Origin of the sequence: Micromonospora sp. DT178 (assembly GCF_049841695.1) — a bacterium.
Lineage (GTDB): Bacteria > Actinomycetota > Actinomycetes > Mycobacteriales > Micromonosporaceae > Micromonospora.
In genome coordinates, this window is record NZ_JBNCKV010000017.1 from 63,800 (window position 1) to 79,581 (window position 15,782).

13 protein-coding genes are annotated in these 15,782 nt (G+C 74.2%); 8 read left to right on the top strand and 5 right to left on the bottom strand.

The window, feature by feature from the left end:
- Positions 1 to 12: 12 nt before the first annotated feature.
- Genes ACLQ22_RS25650 through ACLQ22_RS25660 form a run of 3 tightly spaced genes read right to left on the bottom strand, consistent with a single transcriptional unit; the run spans position 13 to position 2,674 of the window.
- A complete protein-coding gene (locus tag ACLQ22_RS25650) occupies positions 13 to 1,005 on the bottom strand; it encodes a hypothetical protein (RefSeq protein ID WP_425694570.1) in 993 nt (330 codons plus the stop codon).
- Positions 1,002 to 2,387, bottom strand: a complete 1,386-nt coding sequence (locus tag ACLQ22_RS25655; RefSeq protein ID WP_425694571.1) for a hypothetical protein — start codon at positions 2,385 to 2,387, stop codon at positions 1,002 to 1,004. The genes ACLQ22_RS25650 and ACLQ22_RS25655 overlap by 4 nt, the downstream gene beginning before the upstream one ends.
- The gene (locus ACLQ22_RS25660) at positions 2,369 to 2,674 is read right to left on the bottom strand and encodes a DUF6403 family protein (RefSeq protein WP_425694572.1); all 306 of its coding nucleotides are present in this window, start codon (positions 2,672 to 2,674) and stop codon (positions 2,369 to 2,371) included. Before ACLQ22_RS25660 ends, ACLQ22_RS25655 begins: the two co-directional genes overlap by 19 nt.
- 164 nt (positions 2,675 to 2,838) lie before the next feature.
- Here ACLQ22_RS25660 and ACLQ22_RS25665 point away from each other — a divergent pair, with 164 nt between their 5' ends.
- Both ACLQ22_RS25665 and ACLQ22_RS25670 read left to right on the top strand, forming a co-directional pair.
- Positions 2,839 to 3,633, top strand: coding sequence for a class I SAM-dependent methyltransferase (locus ACLQ22_RS25665; RefSeq protein WP_425694573.1), 795 nt, complete (start codon positions 2,839 to 2,841; stop codon positions 3,631 to 3,633).
- Between the two features lie 42 nt (positions 3,634 to 3,675).
- Positions 3,676 to 4,230 (top strand): Uma2 family endonuclease, encoded by a 555-nt coding sequence (locus tag ACLQ22_RS25670; protein ID WP_425694574.1) that lies wholly within the window; start codon positions 3,676 to 3,678, stop codon positions 4,228 to 4,230.
- 42 nt (positions 4,231 to 4,272) lie between these two features.
- On the opposite strand, the gene ACLQ22_RS25675 is transcribed toward ACLQ22_RS25670, so the two are convergent.
- A complete protein-coding gene (locus ACLQ22_RS25675; protein ID WP_425694575.1) occupies positions 4,273 to 6,519 on the bottom strand; it encodes a DUF4153 domain-containing protein in 2,247 nt (748 codons plus the stop codon).
- A 205-nt stretch (positions 6,520 to 6,724) separates the two neighbouring features.
- Between ACLQ22_RS25675 and ACLQ22_RS25680 the strand changes: the two genes are divergently transcribed.
- The 6 genes from ACLQ22_RS25680 (at position 6,725) to ACLQ22_RS25705 (ending at position 14,370) form a co-directional block, all read left to right on the top strand.
- Complete coding sequence (locus ACLQ22_RS25680) at positions 6,725 to 7,810, top strand: endonuclease domain-containing protein (RefSeq protein WP_425694576.1); 1,086 nt, start codon at positions 6,725 to 6,727, stop codon at positions 7,808 to 7,810.
- Positions 7,807 to 8,502, top strand: coding sequence for a hypothetical protein (locus ACLQ22_RS25685; RefSeq protein ID WP_425694577.1), 696 nt, complete (start codon positions 7,807 to 7,809; stop codon positions 8,500 to 8,502). The genes ACLQ22_RS25680 and ACLQ22_RS25685 overlap by 4 nt, the downstream gene beginning before the upstream one ends.
- Positions 8,499 to 11,753 (top strand): ATP-binding protein, encoded by a 3,255-nt coding sequence (locus ACLQ22_RS25690; RefSeq protein WP_425694578.1) that lies wholly within the window; start codon positions 8,499 to 8,501, stop codon positions 11,751 to 11,753. Before ACLQ22_RS25685 ends, ACLQ22_RS25690 begins: the two co-directional genes overlap by 4 nt.
- Before the next feature lie 455 nt (positions 11,754 to 12,208).
- Positions 12,209 to 12,478 carry a hypothetical protein gene (locus ACLQ22_RS25695; RefSeq protein WP_366641807.1) on the top strand — a complete coding sequence of 90 codons (270 nt, stop codon included), beginning with the start codon at positions 12,209 to 12,211 and terminating at the stop codon, positions 12,476 to 12,478.
- Positions 12,478 to 13,515: a hypothetical protein gene (locus tag ACLQ22_RS25700; protein WP_425694579.1), complete on the top strand. Its 1,038-nt coding sequence runs from the start codon at positions 12,478 to 12,480 to the stop codon at positions 13,513 to 13,515. Before ACLQ22_RS25695 ends, ACLQ22_RS25700 begins: the two co-directional genes overlap by 1 nt.
- Before the next feature lie 177 nt (positions 13,516 to 13,692).
- Positions 13,693 to 14,370, top strand: a complete 678-nt coding sequence (locus tag ACLQ22_RS25705; protein WP_425694580.1) for a hypothetical protein — start codon at positions 13,693 to 13,695, stop codon at positions 14,368 to 14,370.
- Positions 14,371 to 14,446: 76 nt separating this feature from the next.
- Here the strand turns inward: ACLQ22_RS25705 and ACLQ22_RS25710 are convergent, their stop codons facing one another.
- The gene (locus ACLQ22_RS25710; protein ID WP_425694581.1) at positions 14,447 to 15,616 is read right to left on the bottom strand and encodes an acyl-CoA dehydrogenase family protein; all 1,170 of its coding nucleotides are present in this window, start codon (positions 15,614 to 15,616) and stop codon (positions 14,447 to 14,449) included.
- Positions 15,617 to 15,782 lie beyond the last annotated feature (166 nt).

Below are 15,782 nucleotides of genomic sequence, written 5' to 3' on the forward strand. Positions count from 1 at the left end.
CGTCGCCCCTCGTCAGTCGCCGGAGCGCGACGTGCCGGCGCCCCGGGCGGCCTTCGGATCTGCCCCGTGTCCGGCCGCCGACCCGGCGAGCGCCGACGCGCGCCCGCCCAGCGCGTCGACGCGCTCGACGAGTCGGCGTACGGCGTCCTCGTCGTCCGCGTCCACGGCCGCGACGCGCTCGATCAGCGCGGCGTAGTCCGACGTCAGCGCCAGGTACTTCCTGCCGAACGCCTCCTCGGCGCCGCTGACGTATGCCTGGCGCTGCGCTCGGGCGTACCGCTGGTCGAGGTCGATGATCTGCTGGGCCAGCACGGCCGCGGCGGCGCCGAGCGCGCCGCGGGCGTCGGCGTTCTCGTCGCGGCGGCGGCGACGGGCGTCCGCGAGCCGGCCCGCGCGGCGGCCACCCACGTAGAGCACCGTCGCCCCGGCTACGACGGCCACGACCGCGGCGCCGGCGAGCAGGAAGCGGGGCAGTGACGGGCTGATCGTCCGCGCGCCGTCGGGGACGGTGCCGGCCTTCACCAGCAGGTCGTAGTTGACGGTGACGACCTTCAGCGCCTCCAGGGGGCGGTCGGCGAAGGTGTCGACGCCCCGGCTGATGGTCATCTCCGCCACGAAGGCCCGGCCGAAGTTCCCGTCGTCGCGCCCGGGCAGCAGCGCGCAGCCGTAGGTGTCGTACTCGTCGGAGTCGCGGCTCATCACCAGCACGACGGTCCCGTCGGCGGCGCGCTCGACCTGGCGGCAGCCCTGCCTGAGGTCGGCGCCCGGCTCCAGCATCAGCACGACCAGCCGGCGGTTGCCGATGACCCGTTCGGCCGCCGCGCGGTCCAGCTCGACGCCAGGTGCGACGTACACGGACGAGGCGCGCACCTGCCGGGCGACCGGACCGTCCAGCGCCCCGCCGGTCCACAACGCCCAGCCGGCCAGCACCAGGCAGGCCAGGACGGCGATGCCGAAGGGCGTGCCGAACAGGTCACCGAGCCGACGGCGTACGGACGGGTTCACGACAGCCTGCCCCGGAGGTAGAGGGCGGGGCGGTAGCTGGCGATCCCCAGCGTCCGGGCGGCGTCGTCCAGCTCCTCGGACGCCTCGTTGAGCAACGTACGCGCGTGGCGGTCCGGCAGCTCCTCGTCCAGCGCGGCGCGGGCCGCCTGGAGCTTGACGACGCCCCGGGTCAGCGCCGGGTTGCTGCGCGCGTCGGTGAGCAGGGACATCTCGACGGCGAGCGCGGTGAGACCCGCCAACCGCGCGGGCGTGCCGCCCCGCCCCGGGTCGCCCCGCCGGACCCCGAACCCGTCCGGCCGGCGCATCGACCGGACCGAGAGGATCAGGAAGGTCCCCACGCAGCCCGCGAAGATCCACGGCAGGGCCGGCAGCGCCACCCGCAGCGGATCGATCGGCCGGTACGGCAGCGGACGGTCGAACAGCCCCGAGTAGCGCAGGTCGGTGACCCGGTTCAGGTATGCCGTCAGCACGTTGCCCTGCGGGTAGTCGTAGCGGCTCAGCCGGTCGGCGAACTGGCCGTAGAAACTCGCCCCGGCCAGCTCCGCGAAGTCGTCCGCCGCCGGGCCGTGGTACTCGATCCAGAGCCCGTACATCACGACGATCGGCGTGCCCGGGAACAGCTCGGCCAGCGCCGGCCCGTACCGGGGCACCGGCTCGCCGAACGGCTGCGCGGGCAGCGCCACGTACCGGGCGCCGTCCGGGAAGGCGTTGCGCGCGGCTCTGTCGGGGACGCCGGTCAGCGTGGCCCCGGCCCCGAGGTGCAGGCCGGTGGCCCGCAGGTCGGCGGCGACGGCGGCCAGCTCCCGGTCGGTCGGCGCGCGCCACCGCAGCTCGTCGTGCTCGGGCGGGTCGGGCGCGTCCCGCAGCGCGGCGATCAGCCCCACCAGCAGGTTCGTCACGTCGGCGGTGGCGAACTGCGCCCGCCAGTCGGGCAGCGTGTCGGCCACGGCCTGGTAGATGCCGCCGCTGACCTCGGTGCCGATCACCCGGATGGTCGCGTTCTCCACGTCCCGCACCCGGTCGCGCTCGTCCTTGTCGAGCCCGGGCGGCGCGACCAGGATCCGGACGGGGCGGTCGCCGGCGGCCTCGCGGACCCGCTGCTCGTTCCAGCGCGCCGTCGAGCCGGGGAGCCGCACCACCGGCTCGGCGGCCACCAGCGCGGTCATCTCGGCCACGGAGGGCACGCTCGCGTCGCTCAGCTCACCGGCCGAGCCCTCGTCGATCTTCGCCGTGGCGGCCGGCGACCGGCCGTAGCTGACGTCGACGCTCTGCCGCTGGGCGAGCAGGAAGACCACCAGGACCACCACGGCGACGGCGAGCAGCGACCACCGCAGCAGCTCGTACCGGTGGTGCCTGCGGGGTGTCACTGGTGCGTGCGCCACAGCCGGTCGGCCTCCCTCGCGTGTTGCGCCGCCGCGTGCGCGGCGGAAGCCCCGCCGCGCCCGGCGGCGATCGCCTCGGCGCGGGCCAGCAACCGCTCGGCCTCCGGCACCCGGGTCGTCGCCGCGTCGCGGCTGACGGCCGCGCTGTCGATGGCCGCCCGCGCGGCGGACCAGGCGGTCCGCTGCTCCCGCCCCCGCGCCCGCGACCGGGGCAGCAGGGCCGTCGCGAAGCCCGCGCCCACCAGCATGACGCCGCCGACCAACCAGACGAGGAGGGTGTGGGACATGCGCTCCAACCATCGGACGAGGGGTACGGGGGTGCGCTCGGGAGCTGTCGGGGCCGGCAGGGGTACGACCGAGTCTGGCTGATCGAGTCGAACCGCTGCGTACCGGCCCACCAGCCCTGGCCTGTACCCGGCCCGCCACGCCGCGTGCGTCGTATCGTTTGCGCATGACTCACCCGGTCTGGGCGGATGGCAAGGCCTACGAGGCGTACGTGGGCCGGTGGAGCCGCCCGGTCGCGAGGGAGTTCCTGCACTGGCTGGCCGTGCCGCCGGGCCGGCGCTGGCTGGACGTGGGCTGCGGCACGGGCGCGCTCACGTCGACCGTGCTGACGCTGGCCGACCCGACGCACGTCGCGGCCGTCGACAGCTCGCCGGGCTTCGTGGCGTACGCCCGCGCGGCGGTCCGCGACGCGCGGGCGGCCTTCCAGGTCGGCGACGCCCGGGCGCTGCCGCTGCCCGACCGCTGCGTCGACGTCGTCGTCAGCGGCCTGGCGGTCAACTTCGTGCCCGAGCCGGCGCGCGCCGTCTCCGAGTTCGCCCGGGTCACCCGGCCGGGTGGGGTGGTCGCCGCCTACGTCTGGGACTACGCCGGGGGCATGGCGCTGCTGCGTCACTTCTGGGACGCCGCCGCCCTGCTCGACCCCGCCGTGGCCGAACGGGACGAGGGCCGCCGGTTCGCGGTGTGCGACCCGGACTTCCTACGCGGGATGTGGACCGACGCGGGGCTGACGGCGGTGGCGGTCCGGCCCGTCGACGTGCCCACGGTGTTCGCGGACGTCGACGACTACTGGACCCCGTTCCTCGGCGGTCAGGGCCCCGCCCCGACGTACGTCGCGTCCCTGACGGCGCCGGACCGCGCCCGCCTGCGCGACCTGCTGTCGACCCGACTGCCCGTGGCGCCGGACGGGTCGGTCCGGCTCACCGCCCGGGCCTGGGCCGTCCAAGGCACGGCGCCGGCGTGAGCATCGGCCGGGCTCGTGCTGCTCGTCGCCTAGGATGGGGCAATGAGCGCTGAGGCCGTCGGCATGCACATGCCCGCCGTCGTGACGCTCGACGACGTCGCGGCGATGAACGCCGCCGACCCCAACGGCCATCGCTACGAGACGAGCCCCGAGGGGGTCCTGTCCGTCATGCCGCCCTCCGACTCGGAGCACGCCGTGATCGCCAGTCGCCTCTTCGCCTGGCTCATCATGGCCGGTTGGCCCGCCGAGCAGGTCCTTCAGGCCGCTGGCATCCGCATTCCCGGGCCGGATGGCGACGGCGGCCGATTCCCGGATCTGACGGTCTGGCGTAAGCCGCCGCCACGGGCGGTCTGGTCCGCTGCGGCCGACGTGGCGTTGGTGATCGAGATCGTCTCGCCGGGGTCGGAGGCCATGGACTCGGTGACGAAGGCGCGGGAGTACGCGGCCGCCGGCATCCCCCGCTACTGGGTGGTGGACCGCGACAGCGGGCAGACCGTCACCCTGCACCAGCTGGGCGGGCGGGGCGCGTACGAGGAACGGGCCAGGATGCCGCTGGCCTGGCTGCTCCAGACCACGCCGGCCGACCACCTCGACTGACCGACCCCGCCGTCCCCGGTCGACCCGGGGACGGCGGGCCCGTCACCGGCGGCGCTTGGGCAGGTCGAACTGGTCGGCCGCCCTGCAGTCGCGCGGGCCGCCGACGGCGCCCGGCCCGGCCCGGTCGAGCGCCGCGCGCGCCCGGACCCGGCCGAGGTTCCAGGCGTACCAGGGGTCCGGCTCGTCGAGGTCGTCGGCGATCCAGCTCAGCGTGCAGCGGCGCACCGGGTCGGGCAGGCCGGCCAGGGCGGGCGTCGCGTCGGCCGAGAGCGCCCGCAGGTACCAGGCGTCGATCTTCCCCGTCTGCTCGTACCGGGCGATGTTGCGGCGGGCGGCGTAGTCCTCCGGGTTGAGCACGGCCAGGCCCAGCAGCATCACCACGGCGAGCGCCACCGTCGTGCCGGGGATCCAGGCCCCGCGCCAGCGGAGCCCGGCCACCAGGATCATCAGGAACACGGTGCCGAGCAGCAGCTCGAACGCCATCACGAAGAGCCGCTCGCCGGTGAAGCTGTAGGCCTTCTGGTACGTGTACATCCGGGACAGCGCCGACACCACGATGACGAAGCTGAGCACGCTGAGCAGGCCCAGCAGGACCCGCAGCAGGTGGCGCTCAACGGGTTGGTCCCGCCGCGCCCAGCGGGCCACCCCGCCGAGCACCGCCAGCGTCAGCAGGGTGACGACGACGAGCTGCCAGAACCCGCTGCGCGCGTACTCGGCGTAGCTGAGGCCGGCGGTGCGCAGCACGTGCCGCTGCCCGCCGAACAGGACGGTGAACTGCACGGCCACGAAGCCGCCGAACAGCAGCGTCAGGGCGCTGATGACGGGAGCCCACTCCACGAGGCCGAAGCGGCGCGTACCGGGCCGGTCCACCGTCGACAGGTCGGGCGGCGCGGCCAACGTGTAGACGGCGGCGACGGCGCAGAGCCCGCCCACGGCGGCGAGGAAGATCCAGCGGAACACCGTGCCGACGTTGACCTCGGGAATCATCTCGCCGAGCACCACGGAGAAGGCGCCGTCGGCCGAGGACAGGAGCGCGCCGAAGACGATCAGCGCGGCCAGGGTGGCCGCGGCCGACCCGACGACGCGACGGACCAGACCCGGGTTCGCCGGGGCGTGCAGGTGCCCACGCACCCACGGCAGCCCTCGCAACGCCGCGAACGGCGCCGCCACCAGGCTGAACAGGATCGAGCGAACGAGCCGACCGCCCACGATCGCGAGGGTCGCGCAGGCGAGCGCGCCGAGCACGCAGAACGTCACCAGCCACCAGGCGTTGCGGAAGGCCAGGACCGACAGCAGCGCCAGGGCCGCCACCGCCCAGCCGGCGCGGATCCGCCGGTCGGCGCGCGGCAGTTCCGCGCCCGTCCGGCGGACCGCGAGGACCACCGCGACGGTCAGGGCGAGCCAGCCGAGGAACCAGCCGATGCCGGTGCGGGTGAGCGGTACGAAGAACGCCAGCCCCAGCGCTCCGGCGAGGATCGCGGCCGGTACGGCCCGGTCCCGGGCGGGCGCCGGCCCCGGCCAGCGCGTGTCGAGGAACGACGGCGGGCGCGGGATCGGCTGGTAGCCGCGGTACGGCGCCGGCGCGCCGGACGGCACCCCGATCCGGTACGGCGTCGGCAGCGGCGCGGCGGCGGGCTGCTGGACGGCTGTTCCCGGCGGGGCGGCGGATGCGCCGGTGCCCGCCGCAGTGGCCGCTGGTGCTCCCACGGGGGCCGGCGTGGCGGCCGGTGCTCCCGCGGCGGCCGGCGTGGCGGTCGCGGGCGTTCCGGTGGCGGGCGCCGCCTCGCTGGTGGGCCCGTTCGTGGTGGGCGCAGCGGGGGCGGTCGGTGCGGCGTCGGTGCCCTCCGGCGGCGGGCTGACGGCCTCAGGCGACGGCGCGGCGGCCGGTGCCGCGGCGTCCGCCGCCGCCACCCTGGCGGTCTGCGTCGGGATGCTCTTCGCCGGCTCGACGACGGCCGTCGGGATGCTCGTGGCGGTCGCCTCGGCCGGCCTGGCGGCGGGGGCGGCCGGTGCCGGGGCCGGCGGGTCGAAGGCGACCGGAGCCGCCGTGGGGGCGGCCGGCACCAGCGGGATGAACACCGCGTACCCGCGCGTCCCGGCCGGAATGCTGACGGGGATCGCCCAGGCGGGGGCGCCCTCGGCCCCGGGCCACACCATCGGCGGTGGCGCGCCCTCGGTGGACGGCATGACGAGCAGGTAGGGCGTCGCGCTCCCGGGATCGTCACCGTCGGTGCTTCCGGGCGCCTCGCCGGAACCCGGGGAGCCCGGCACCGGTGGTGGCTGGGTCACGGAACCCCTCCTCGTTAGAACGGTCGGCACACTGTACGGCCGACTCCGGGTCCGCCGCCGCCCCCGACACGGCCAGAGAGGCTCCCCGTCGGGGTGGGACCACAGCCGCAGCCGGTTGGCCGTACCCGGCCACAGCGGTGCAGGCACGGGCAAGCGGATCGGGGCGGGCGGCACGCCCGATCGATCGTCGGTAACGTGCTCGGCCGTGGCCAGTGCCGTACCTCCCGGCGCGTGGTGGGAGGCCCTTCCGCTGCGGCAGGTCAGCCACCTGCCCGGCATCGACGCCGAGTTGCTCCACGTGGGACTCGATCCGGCACCGGCCGCCGCTCCGGTCGTCGTTCGGTACCACGTACCGGCCCGCTGGGGCTTCGCCGACCTGCTCGCCGCCATCCTCGACGAGTTGGACCGGGCAGCGCTCACGCTGTTCCCCCGCTGGTTGCCCGGTGCCGAACGGCTCGACGGTTCCGGCACGCTGGGCGCCGCTGCGGTGCGGTCCCTCGCCTTGCGGGCCGCCGCACGCTCCGAGCACTTCGGCCCGTTCCTGGCCGACCTCGCCGAGCGCGCGCTGCGCGGGAAGCACCGGCAGCACCGGCCGCGCTTCCCGGCGGAGGTACGGGCTGCCGGCCTGGCCCGGGTCATGGCCTCCGCGTACGACCGTGACGGATGCGTCCTGCTGGTCGGCCTGACCGACGAGCTGACCACGGACACCGAACGCGCGTTGGTCGCCGCCGCCGAATGGCTGGTGCGGCACGGCCGTCTCACCGTCTGGCTGGCCGGGCGAGAGCTGCGGACGGTCGACCGGATCCGACCGGTGCAGGTGTCGCTGCCGTCGAGCCTGACCGAGTTGGCGGTGCAGACGGGTCGGGTTCCCGACACCCTCCGCGAGCCTTCGCCGGCACTGACGTTTCCGCCGCTGTCCGGGGTGCCGCGCGGCGACAGCGCCGCCGAGCAGGCACTGGAGCTGGCGCTGACGCCGCACGAGTGGGCCCGGGGGAGGCGCTGGAACCACACGTACGACTGGCACCTGCTCGGCGAGACCTACCGCCTGGACCTCTTCTGGCCGGCCGAGGGACTTGCGGTCGAGGTGGACGGCCCGGAACATCGGGGTCGAATCAGATTCGCCAACGACCGGCGGCGTGACGTGCGGCTGCAACTCCTCGGGCTGGACGTGCTCCGGTTCACCAACGAGCAGGTGCTGTCCGACGTCCAGGCCGTGGTCGGCATGATCCGGCAACTGCTGACCCGTCGTCGCCTGACCGGCACGCACCCCCACGAAGAAGAGGCACCATGACGAGCACGGCGGACCTTCCCCACCTGACGCCCAACCAGATCAACGCGCTTGTGGTGCTCATGGTCGAGGCCCGCGAACTGACCAACAACGAGCTGAAGGAGTTGGCCGGGTTCAGCCTCACCGGCGCCGACAACGCCAAACTCGTCAAGCTCGGCCTGGTCGAGACCGACCGCTCCCACCGGCCCTTCTCCCACGAGCTGACCGACGAGGGGTGGCGGGTGATGCGGCAGCTGCACGCCGGCGCCCCGCCCGCACGCAGTGGCTCCGCCACCCGTTCACTCTTCACCCTGCTGGCCAACCTGCACCGCTCGCTGAACCGGTTGGGGCTCAGCCACGCCGACTTCTTCACGCAGCCGTCGGCCACTTCGGGCCCGGCGGCCGGTCTGACGCCTCCTGGCGCCGCGCCGGCGCCGGCGGCCACCGAGCCGGACGCCGTGGAGGCTCTGATCCGCGCCGCCTATCACGAGCTGGCCCGGGAGCCGGGAGCCTGGGTGGGGCTCGCCGACCTGCGCGAGCGCCTCGGCAGGCAGGACCGCGCGACCGTCGACGCGACGTTGCGCGCGATGGTCCACCGGGACGGCGTCCGGATCATCCCCGTCGCCAACACCAAGTCGTTGACCGCGCGGGACCGGGCGGCCGCGGTGCGCATCGGGGACGAGGAGAACCACACCCTGGCGATCGGCTCGGCATGATCCCCGAGGACGTACGGGCCGCGCTCGAGGCGGTCAGTCTCAATCCGGCGGTCACCCCCGACGACGTGTGGCGGCCCAGCCCGCACGACGTGCCGGAGCTGCACGAAAAGGTGGTCGCGGAGATCCTGCGCGGCGTCGGCAAGGCCCGTACCGACGACACCACCGTTCCCCTCGGGGTCGCCATGCAGGGGCGGGCCGGTGCCGGCAAGACCCACCTGCTCGGGGCGGTGCGGGACCGGATCCAGCGCGAGGGCGGCTACTTCTTCCTGGTCGACATGGTCAGCGGGAAGACGTTCTGGGAGAGCGTTGCGCTGGCTCTGGTCGAAGGCATGGGCCGGGACGCGATCGGCTGGGGCACCCAGCTGCGCACGTTCCTGCGTCGGCTCACCGCCCAGCTCGGCATCCCGGCGGAAGTACGCGACGCGGTCGCCGGCACGAAGCCGGTCACCCGGGAGCACCTGGACACCTTCGCGCGGGCCCTGCGGACGCGCCATCGCGAGATCGGCCGGGACTGCCAGGACACCGCGCGGGCACTCGTCCTGCACGGCGCGCTGGACTTCGAGGCACAGGATGTCGGCTACGCCCATCTGATCTCCGAGCCAGGTGACCCGGTCGGCCGTGCGGCGTGGGGGCTGACTCCGGCGATCCGCACCCCGCAGCAGATCGTCCAGGACGTCTCCCGGCTGATGGCGTTGACGCTCGATCCCACCGTGATAGCCGTCGACCAGCTCGACACGCTCTTCGCCCAGACCAGCACGGCCATGTTCGACCAGTACGCCGGGCTGGAGGACGCCCAGGCGAGATTCATCGGGCCCATCGCCGACGGTCTGCTGAAACTGCGTGACATCACCCGCCGGACGCTGATCGTGGTGTCGTGCCTGCCGGACACCTGGGAGCTGTTGATCAGGAGCGCACCCACCCCGGTCGGCGACCGGTTCCGGCAGGCGACCCTGCCCGACCGGATTCCCACCCCCGAGATCGGTCGGGCCATCGTCGCGAAGCGGTTCACCGCAGCCTTCGCCGGGCCGCGTTTCGCACCGCCGTATCCGACCTGGCCGATCAGCCCCGAGGCGTTCGTCGACGCCCCGGCGTTGACGCCCCGGGCGCTGCTGCGCCGGGTGGATCGGCACGTCGCCTGGTGCCGGGACCGGGGCGAGGTGACCGAGCTCGACCGTCTCATCGAGGCCGGCGACCACGTCGTCGGCGGGTCCGAGCCGTCGGACGGGAGCGCCGCCGTCGGCCCGAAGCCACGCCGCGACACGGACACTGGTGACGCCATGCGCCTGCGGCAGCTCGACGCCCGCTTCGCCGAGCTGGTGGCGGGGGCGGACGTGGCGGGCGCGCTCGATCCCCGGACCGAGGACGAGCACATGCCGGCGCTCCTTGCCGCCGGTCTGGCGGCCTGGATCGCCGAGCAGTCCCCGACCGGCGCCAGCTACAGGTACGACCCGCTGCCGGGCCGCAAACCGGCGCTGCACGGGCGGCTGATCGAGGTGCTGGACGAGGCCACCGAGAACGAGGCGCACTGGTGCTTCCGCGGGATCTCCCATCCGAACGCGATCGCCGCGACCGCCAGGGTGAAGGCGGCCTGCACCATGGCGGGCCTCGACCGTGTGCTGCCGCAGCGGCGGCTGGTGCTGTTGCGCAACGGCCCGTGGCCGACCGGGAAGCGTACGGCCGAGGTGTTGGCGGCCTTCGACGCGGCCGGCGGCGTCCGCTGCGGCGTTCCGGAGGCGGACCTGCGGGTGTTCGCCGCACTTCGTGAGCTGAGCGGCGAACCGGCCTCTGTTCTTCAGGAGTGGCTGGTCGCGCGCCGACCGGCCGGCTCCACGCAGTTGTTCGCCAGGATCCTCGGCGACTCCGCCGGGGCGGCCCGTGCGCAGGCCGGGCCGGTCGCCCGGTCGGAGGGGCCGACTGCCGAGGTGGGCGGCGAGGACGACGCGCGGGTCGACGGCGGGAGGATCACCGTCGACGGAACTTCGATCCTGTTGGGGCGGACCACCGACGGGGCGCGGCCGTTCGCGGTGGACCTGGAGTCGCTACGCCGTCACACGGTGATCTTCGCCGGCTCCGGCTCCGGTAAGACCGTGCTGATCCGGCGACTGGTCGAGGAGTGCGCGCGGGAGGGCGTCTCCGCGATCGTGCTCGATCCCAACAACGACCTCGCCCGCCTGGGCGATCCCTGGCCGCAACCACCCGCCGGTTGGGGCCCCGGCGACGCCGAGCGGGCCCGCGACCACCTCGACCACACCGAGGTGGTGGTCTGGACGCCCCGGGTCAACGCCGGTCGACCGCTGAGCTTCCAGCCGTTGCCGGACTTCGCCCCTGTCCGCGACTCGCCGGACGAGTTCGACCAGGCGATCCGTTCGGCGGTGGAGGCACTCGCCCCGCGTGCCGGGGTGGACCGGCCGACGAAGGTGGCCCAGCAGGGCAAGGCCGTACTGACCGAGGCCCTCCAGGCGTACGCGAGGAGCGGGATGGTGGGCCTGCCCGGCTTCACCGAGTTCCTCGCCGAACTGCCCGACGGGGTGAGCCGGCTGAGTCGGGCGGACAAGCTGGCCGAGGACCTGGCCGAGACCCTGAAGGCCGCCATGGTCACCGATCCGTTGTTCGGGGGCATCGGCGCCCCGGCCGATCCGGGCCTGCTGCTCACCCCCTCGCCGGGCCGTCGCGCACGCATTTCGGTGATCAGCTTTGTCGGGCTCACGTCGGACCAGGAACGGCAGGGCTTCGTCAACCAGCTCCAGATGGCCCTGTTCGCCTGGATCAAGCGGCACCCGGCGGGCGAGCGGCCGCTGGGCGGGCTCTTCGTGATGGACGAGGCACAGACCCTCGCTCCGTCGACCGGGCAGACGGCCTGCACGGCCAGCTCGATCGCCCTCGCCTCCCAGGCCCGCAAGTACGGGCTCGGGCTGGTCTTCGCCACCCAGGCGCCGAAGGGGCTGCACAACCAGATCTCCGGCAACGCCACCACGCAGTTCTTCGGGCTGCTCAACGCTCCCGCGCAGATCGACGCGGCACGTCAGTTGGCGGAGGCCAAGGGCGGGCGGCTGCCCGACATCGGCCTCATGCAGAGCGGCCAGTTCTACGTGGCCGGGGAGGGCTTCGCGTTCGTCAAGGTGGACACGCCGATGTGCCTGTCCCACCACCCGAAGGCGCCGCTCAGCCCGGAGGAGGTCGTCGCCAGGGCCGCTTCGGCACAATTCCGGCCGGTGCGCAGTCACCTGCCGGACGCGCCGGCCGTCCGATAGCGGACAGGACGCCGGACGCCTTCGCGGCGCACTGTTGTAGCAGGTCAGAGGCGTGCGGATGGCGGGCCACAACCCATTCCTAGGGCCCGGCGGGGACAGCATCGTCCCCGCCGACACCGCCGTCACCGAGCCCGACCCCGCGACGGCCCCGGCGTAGCGCAGCGCAGCGCCGGCCGCCCACGCACCGCGGGGTCGCACTCCGGCAGTCACCGTCCCGGGTGCCCGGGCGGAAGCCGCCTCACCGCCACCGACACCGACGTCCCATCACGGCAGCCACCGGAGCCGCGCGGCAACCCCGAGACGAGCGCGGCCGGCGAGCCGTACCCACGACCCGTCCCGGGCCCACGCCGTCGCGTGCCCGGCGACCCGGTCGTCGCCCGACCCATCCTCCCCACCGGAACCGACCGTGGCCACGAGCCGGTCGGTCCGGTCACCGAGCACGAGAGGAGCCGGCAATGGCCGCTCCCACCGCCACCGCCTCCCTGAACGCCTCCACCTACTCACCCGGCGACCAGATGGTCCTGACGGTCACCTACGGCGACGCCGACACCAAGCCGGTGACCGTCACGATCGTGGTGACCGACGCGCAGGGCAACAGCAGCGCGCCGGTCAGGGTCACCGCCGTCATCGACCCGCTCACCCTCGCCGTCACCGACGACTCCGGCCGCACCTGGACCAAAGCGTCGGACAACGGGTCCGTCGCCGTCTACCGGGCGGTGGCGTGATGCCCCGGGTCACCGTCACGGTGCGCGACAACGGCGGGCGCACCGCCACCGCGACCGCCGACTACACGATCGCGCCGCCCGTGCTGGGTGGCTACTACCTCTCCGGGGGCGCCGACCCGACGGCCGACATGGCGGGCGGCAACTTCCGCTCGCTGACGCAGTACCGCAGCTTCGCCGACGGCTACACCTTCCCCGGCTACCAACGGCCGTGGCTCGTCACGCTCGGCAGGGCCGGGGTGCAGATGAACATGGTGCTGGAGCTGAAGCACTACGGCGCGCCCGACGCCGGGCCGCAGACCTTCACCGTGGACGGCGTGACCTACACCGTCCCGGCGCCCGCGATGACCATCCAGCAACGCCCGGGCACGACCTGGCCCCGGGCGTACGGCTACAGCCAGGTCCTGGCCGGGCACTGCGACGGGCTGTTCGCCCGCGCCCTGTCCCAGTACCGGACCCTGGGCTTCGGGGTGAACATCCAGCTCGCCTCCGAGCTGGACACCGACCACGAGTTCGGCACCACCGAGTCCGGTGTGACCTACCCGTGGGCGCAGTCGGATGCCCGCGCGGTGCAGGCGATGACGTACATCGTGAACTGGTTCAAGGCTCGCCAGCTGCCCGCCGGCACGACGTTCTCGGTCGGGGTGGGCGGCTTCGACCGGGCCTGCTTCCAGCGCACCCACCCGGAGGCGCTGATGGCCAAGCTCGACTTCCTCCAGTGGAACGCCTACGCCACCAGCCCCACCCACACGGCGCTGGCCCGGTTCCGCCGGACGAAGGACTGGGCGGTGGCCGACCTCGGCCCCGTCGCCCTCTCCCGCCCGGTGATCATCGCCGAGTGGGGCGTACGGGTGGCGGAGGTGCCGGACCAGGCGGCCTGGATCGCCACCGTGCCGGCCGCCATCGCCCAGCTCAACGCCGAGCGGGGACCACGGATCGCGCGGACCAACTACTTCAACTCGGGCTGGGGCACCCTGTCGCCGAAGTCGACGGGGCTGGCCGCGTTGAGGGCGGCGTACGCCACCCGCCCGTACGTCTGAACGGCAGCCCGGAGATCCGGGAGGACCGCAGGGGCCGGGCGGCGGACGGACAGAAGTCGATCATGAAATCCATCGATGGTGGTATAGGATCCGCCGGATCGCGCGCAGGCCCGCTCGTGCGCCACCCGGTGCGATGTCCGCCGAGTCCCGCTGCGCCAGGACAGCCATGGAGATCATGTGAACTTCAGTCGTCTCGCCCCTGCGGTGGCCGCTCTCGCGCTCGTGGTCGGCGCCGTGGTCGCGCCGGTCGGCGCCGCGCAGGCGCATCCGGCAGCGGACACGGTCAACGTCTATCCGCCGATCCAGGGCTCGTCCACCTGGGACCGGTTCGGCCTCTCCGGGCCGAGCTCACACCACATCGTCTTCGGCCACTGGGGATACCCCAACGACTGGGCCGTCGACATCTACCGCAGCCCGGGCGCCACGATCGTCTCGCCGTTCGGCACCAAGACCGCCTCCGGGCACCCGGTCGCCGTCAAGGTGGTCACCGTCCAGGCGGGCTGCGCGACCCGCAACCTCGCCGACGGCGGCTACCGCATCGGGCTCGAAGCCCGGGACACCACGACCGGGCAGATCCTCGGCCGGGCGGACGTGATGCACGTGAACAACAAGCCCGGTGGCATCGTCGTCGGCGCCTCGGTCGGTCCCTGGACCAAGCTCGGCGAGACGGGCCGCTTCCGCTGGTCCAGCTGCTACCAGGTCAACGGTGACAGCGGGGTGCACATCCACCTCGAAGTGATCAACCAGCACCGCTACTCGTGCTACGTGCACCGCGGTGCGAACACCGCCCTGACCGACCTGACCGTGGTGGGCAAGGTCGGCGTGCACCACACGGGGCAGCGGCAGCGCTGCTGAACCGTCGATCGACGGCGGACGGGTGCCCCGGCTCCGGGACACCCGTCCGCCGCCCGCGCGTTGCCTCTCCCCGCCGTCAGTAGGCCAGTTCCACCGGTCGGCCGAGCACCCGCGCGCCGTTGTTGGCGAGCCAGCCCTCGGCCGCCGCCGCGTGCTGACTGAACGTGTGGATGTCGCGGAACCGGCGCTGGAGCGGCGAGGAGTCCCGGGCCGCCCCGCCGCCGGCCGCCCGGTAGCAGGTGTCGACCGCGGCGGCGGCCCGCTCGGTCACCCAGGGCAGCGCGGCGGAGATCCGCGGGTGCAGCGCGGGGATCGCCGCCGGGTCGGTGGCGCAGGCCGCCCAGAGTTCGTCGGCCAGGTCCCGCAGCAGCGCCCGGGCCGCCCGTACGTCCAGGTCGGCGCGGCCGAACTGGAGGCGGAAGGCCGGCGAGTCGGCGAGCGACTGCCGGGCGTAGAGCCGCTGCCGACCGCCCTCGAGCAGCGTGACCATGTCGTCCAGCGCGCCCTGCGCGATGCCGACCGCCACCGCGCCGAGGTGCAGGACGAAGTGGACCAGCGGCGCCACGAAGCCCGGCCCCGGTACGCAGGGCACGCCGGTGAACAGGTCGAAGCTCTCCTCGGTGGGGCAGAAGGCGTCCGCCACCTCGATGTCGTGGCTGCCGGTGCCGCGCAGGCCGAGCACGTGCCAGGTGTCGTGCACGGTGACCCGGGAGGCCGGGAAGAGCATGGAACGCACCGCCGGCGGTGCCCCCGCCGGCCCGGGCAGCGGCTCGCCGTCCCCGGTCAGCACGCAGTTGCCGAAGATCCAGTCGGCGTGCCGGGCGCCGCTGGCGAACGCCCACCGGCCGGTGACCCGGAAGCCGCCGTCGACCGGCTCGGCGCGCCCCTGCGGGGCGAACCCGCCCCCGACGACCACGTCCGGCCCGTCGGCGTAGACCTTGTCGAACCGGTCGCGGGAGAGCATCGCCACCAGGTGCGGCGTCTCGGCGCCGATCATCACGGTCCATCCGGTGGAGCCGTCGGCCCGGGCCAGCGCCTCCAGCACCCGCAGCCCGGTGCGCAGATCCGCCTCGTACCCGCCGTGGCTGCGGGGGACGAACATCCGGAAGCAGCCGGCCGCCCGCAGCGAGTCGAGCAGATCGGCGGGCAGGCCCCGGGACGCCTCGATCTCCCCGGCCCGGCGGGACACCTCCGGGAGCAGCGCGTCCACCGCCCCCGTCAGCCCGTCCCGGTGCTGGTCCTCCATGGGTTCCTCCTCGCCTCGTCGCTCGGCCTCCACTCTGGACCGGCGGGCGACCCGGGGCCAGGGACGCCGCTATCGGATGCCCGCCACTTCGCCCGGCGGGCATCCGCCCGGCGTGGCCGTCCGGGGAAGGGCCGGATCGGCGCGCCGGCCCGGCGCGCTCCCTATG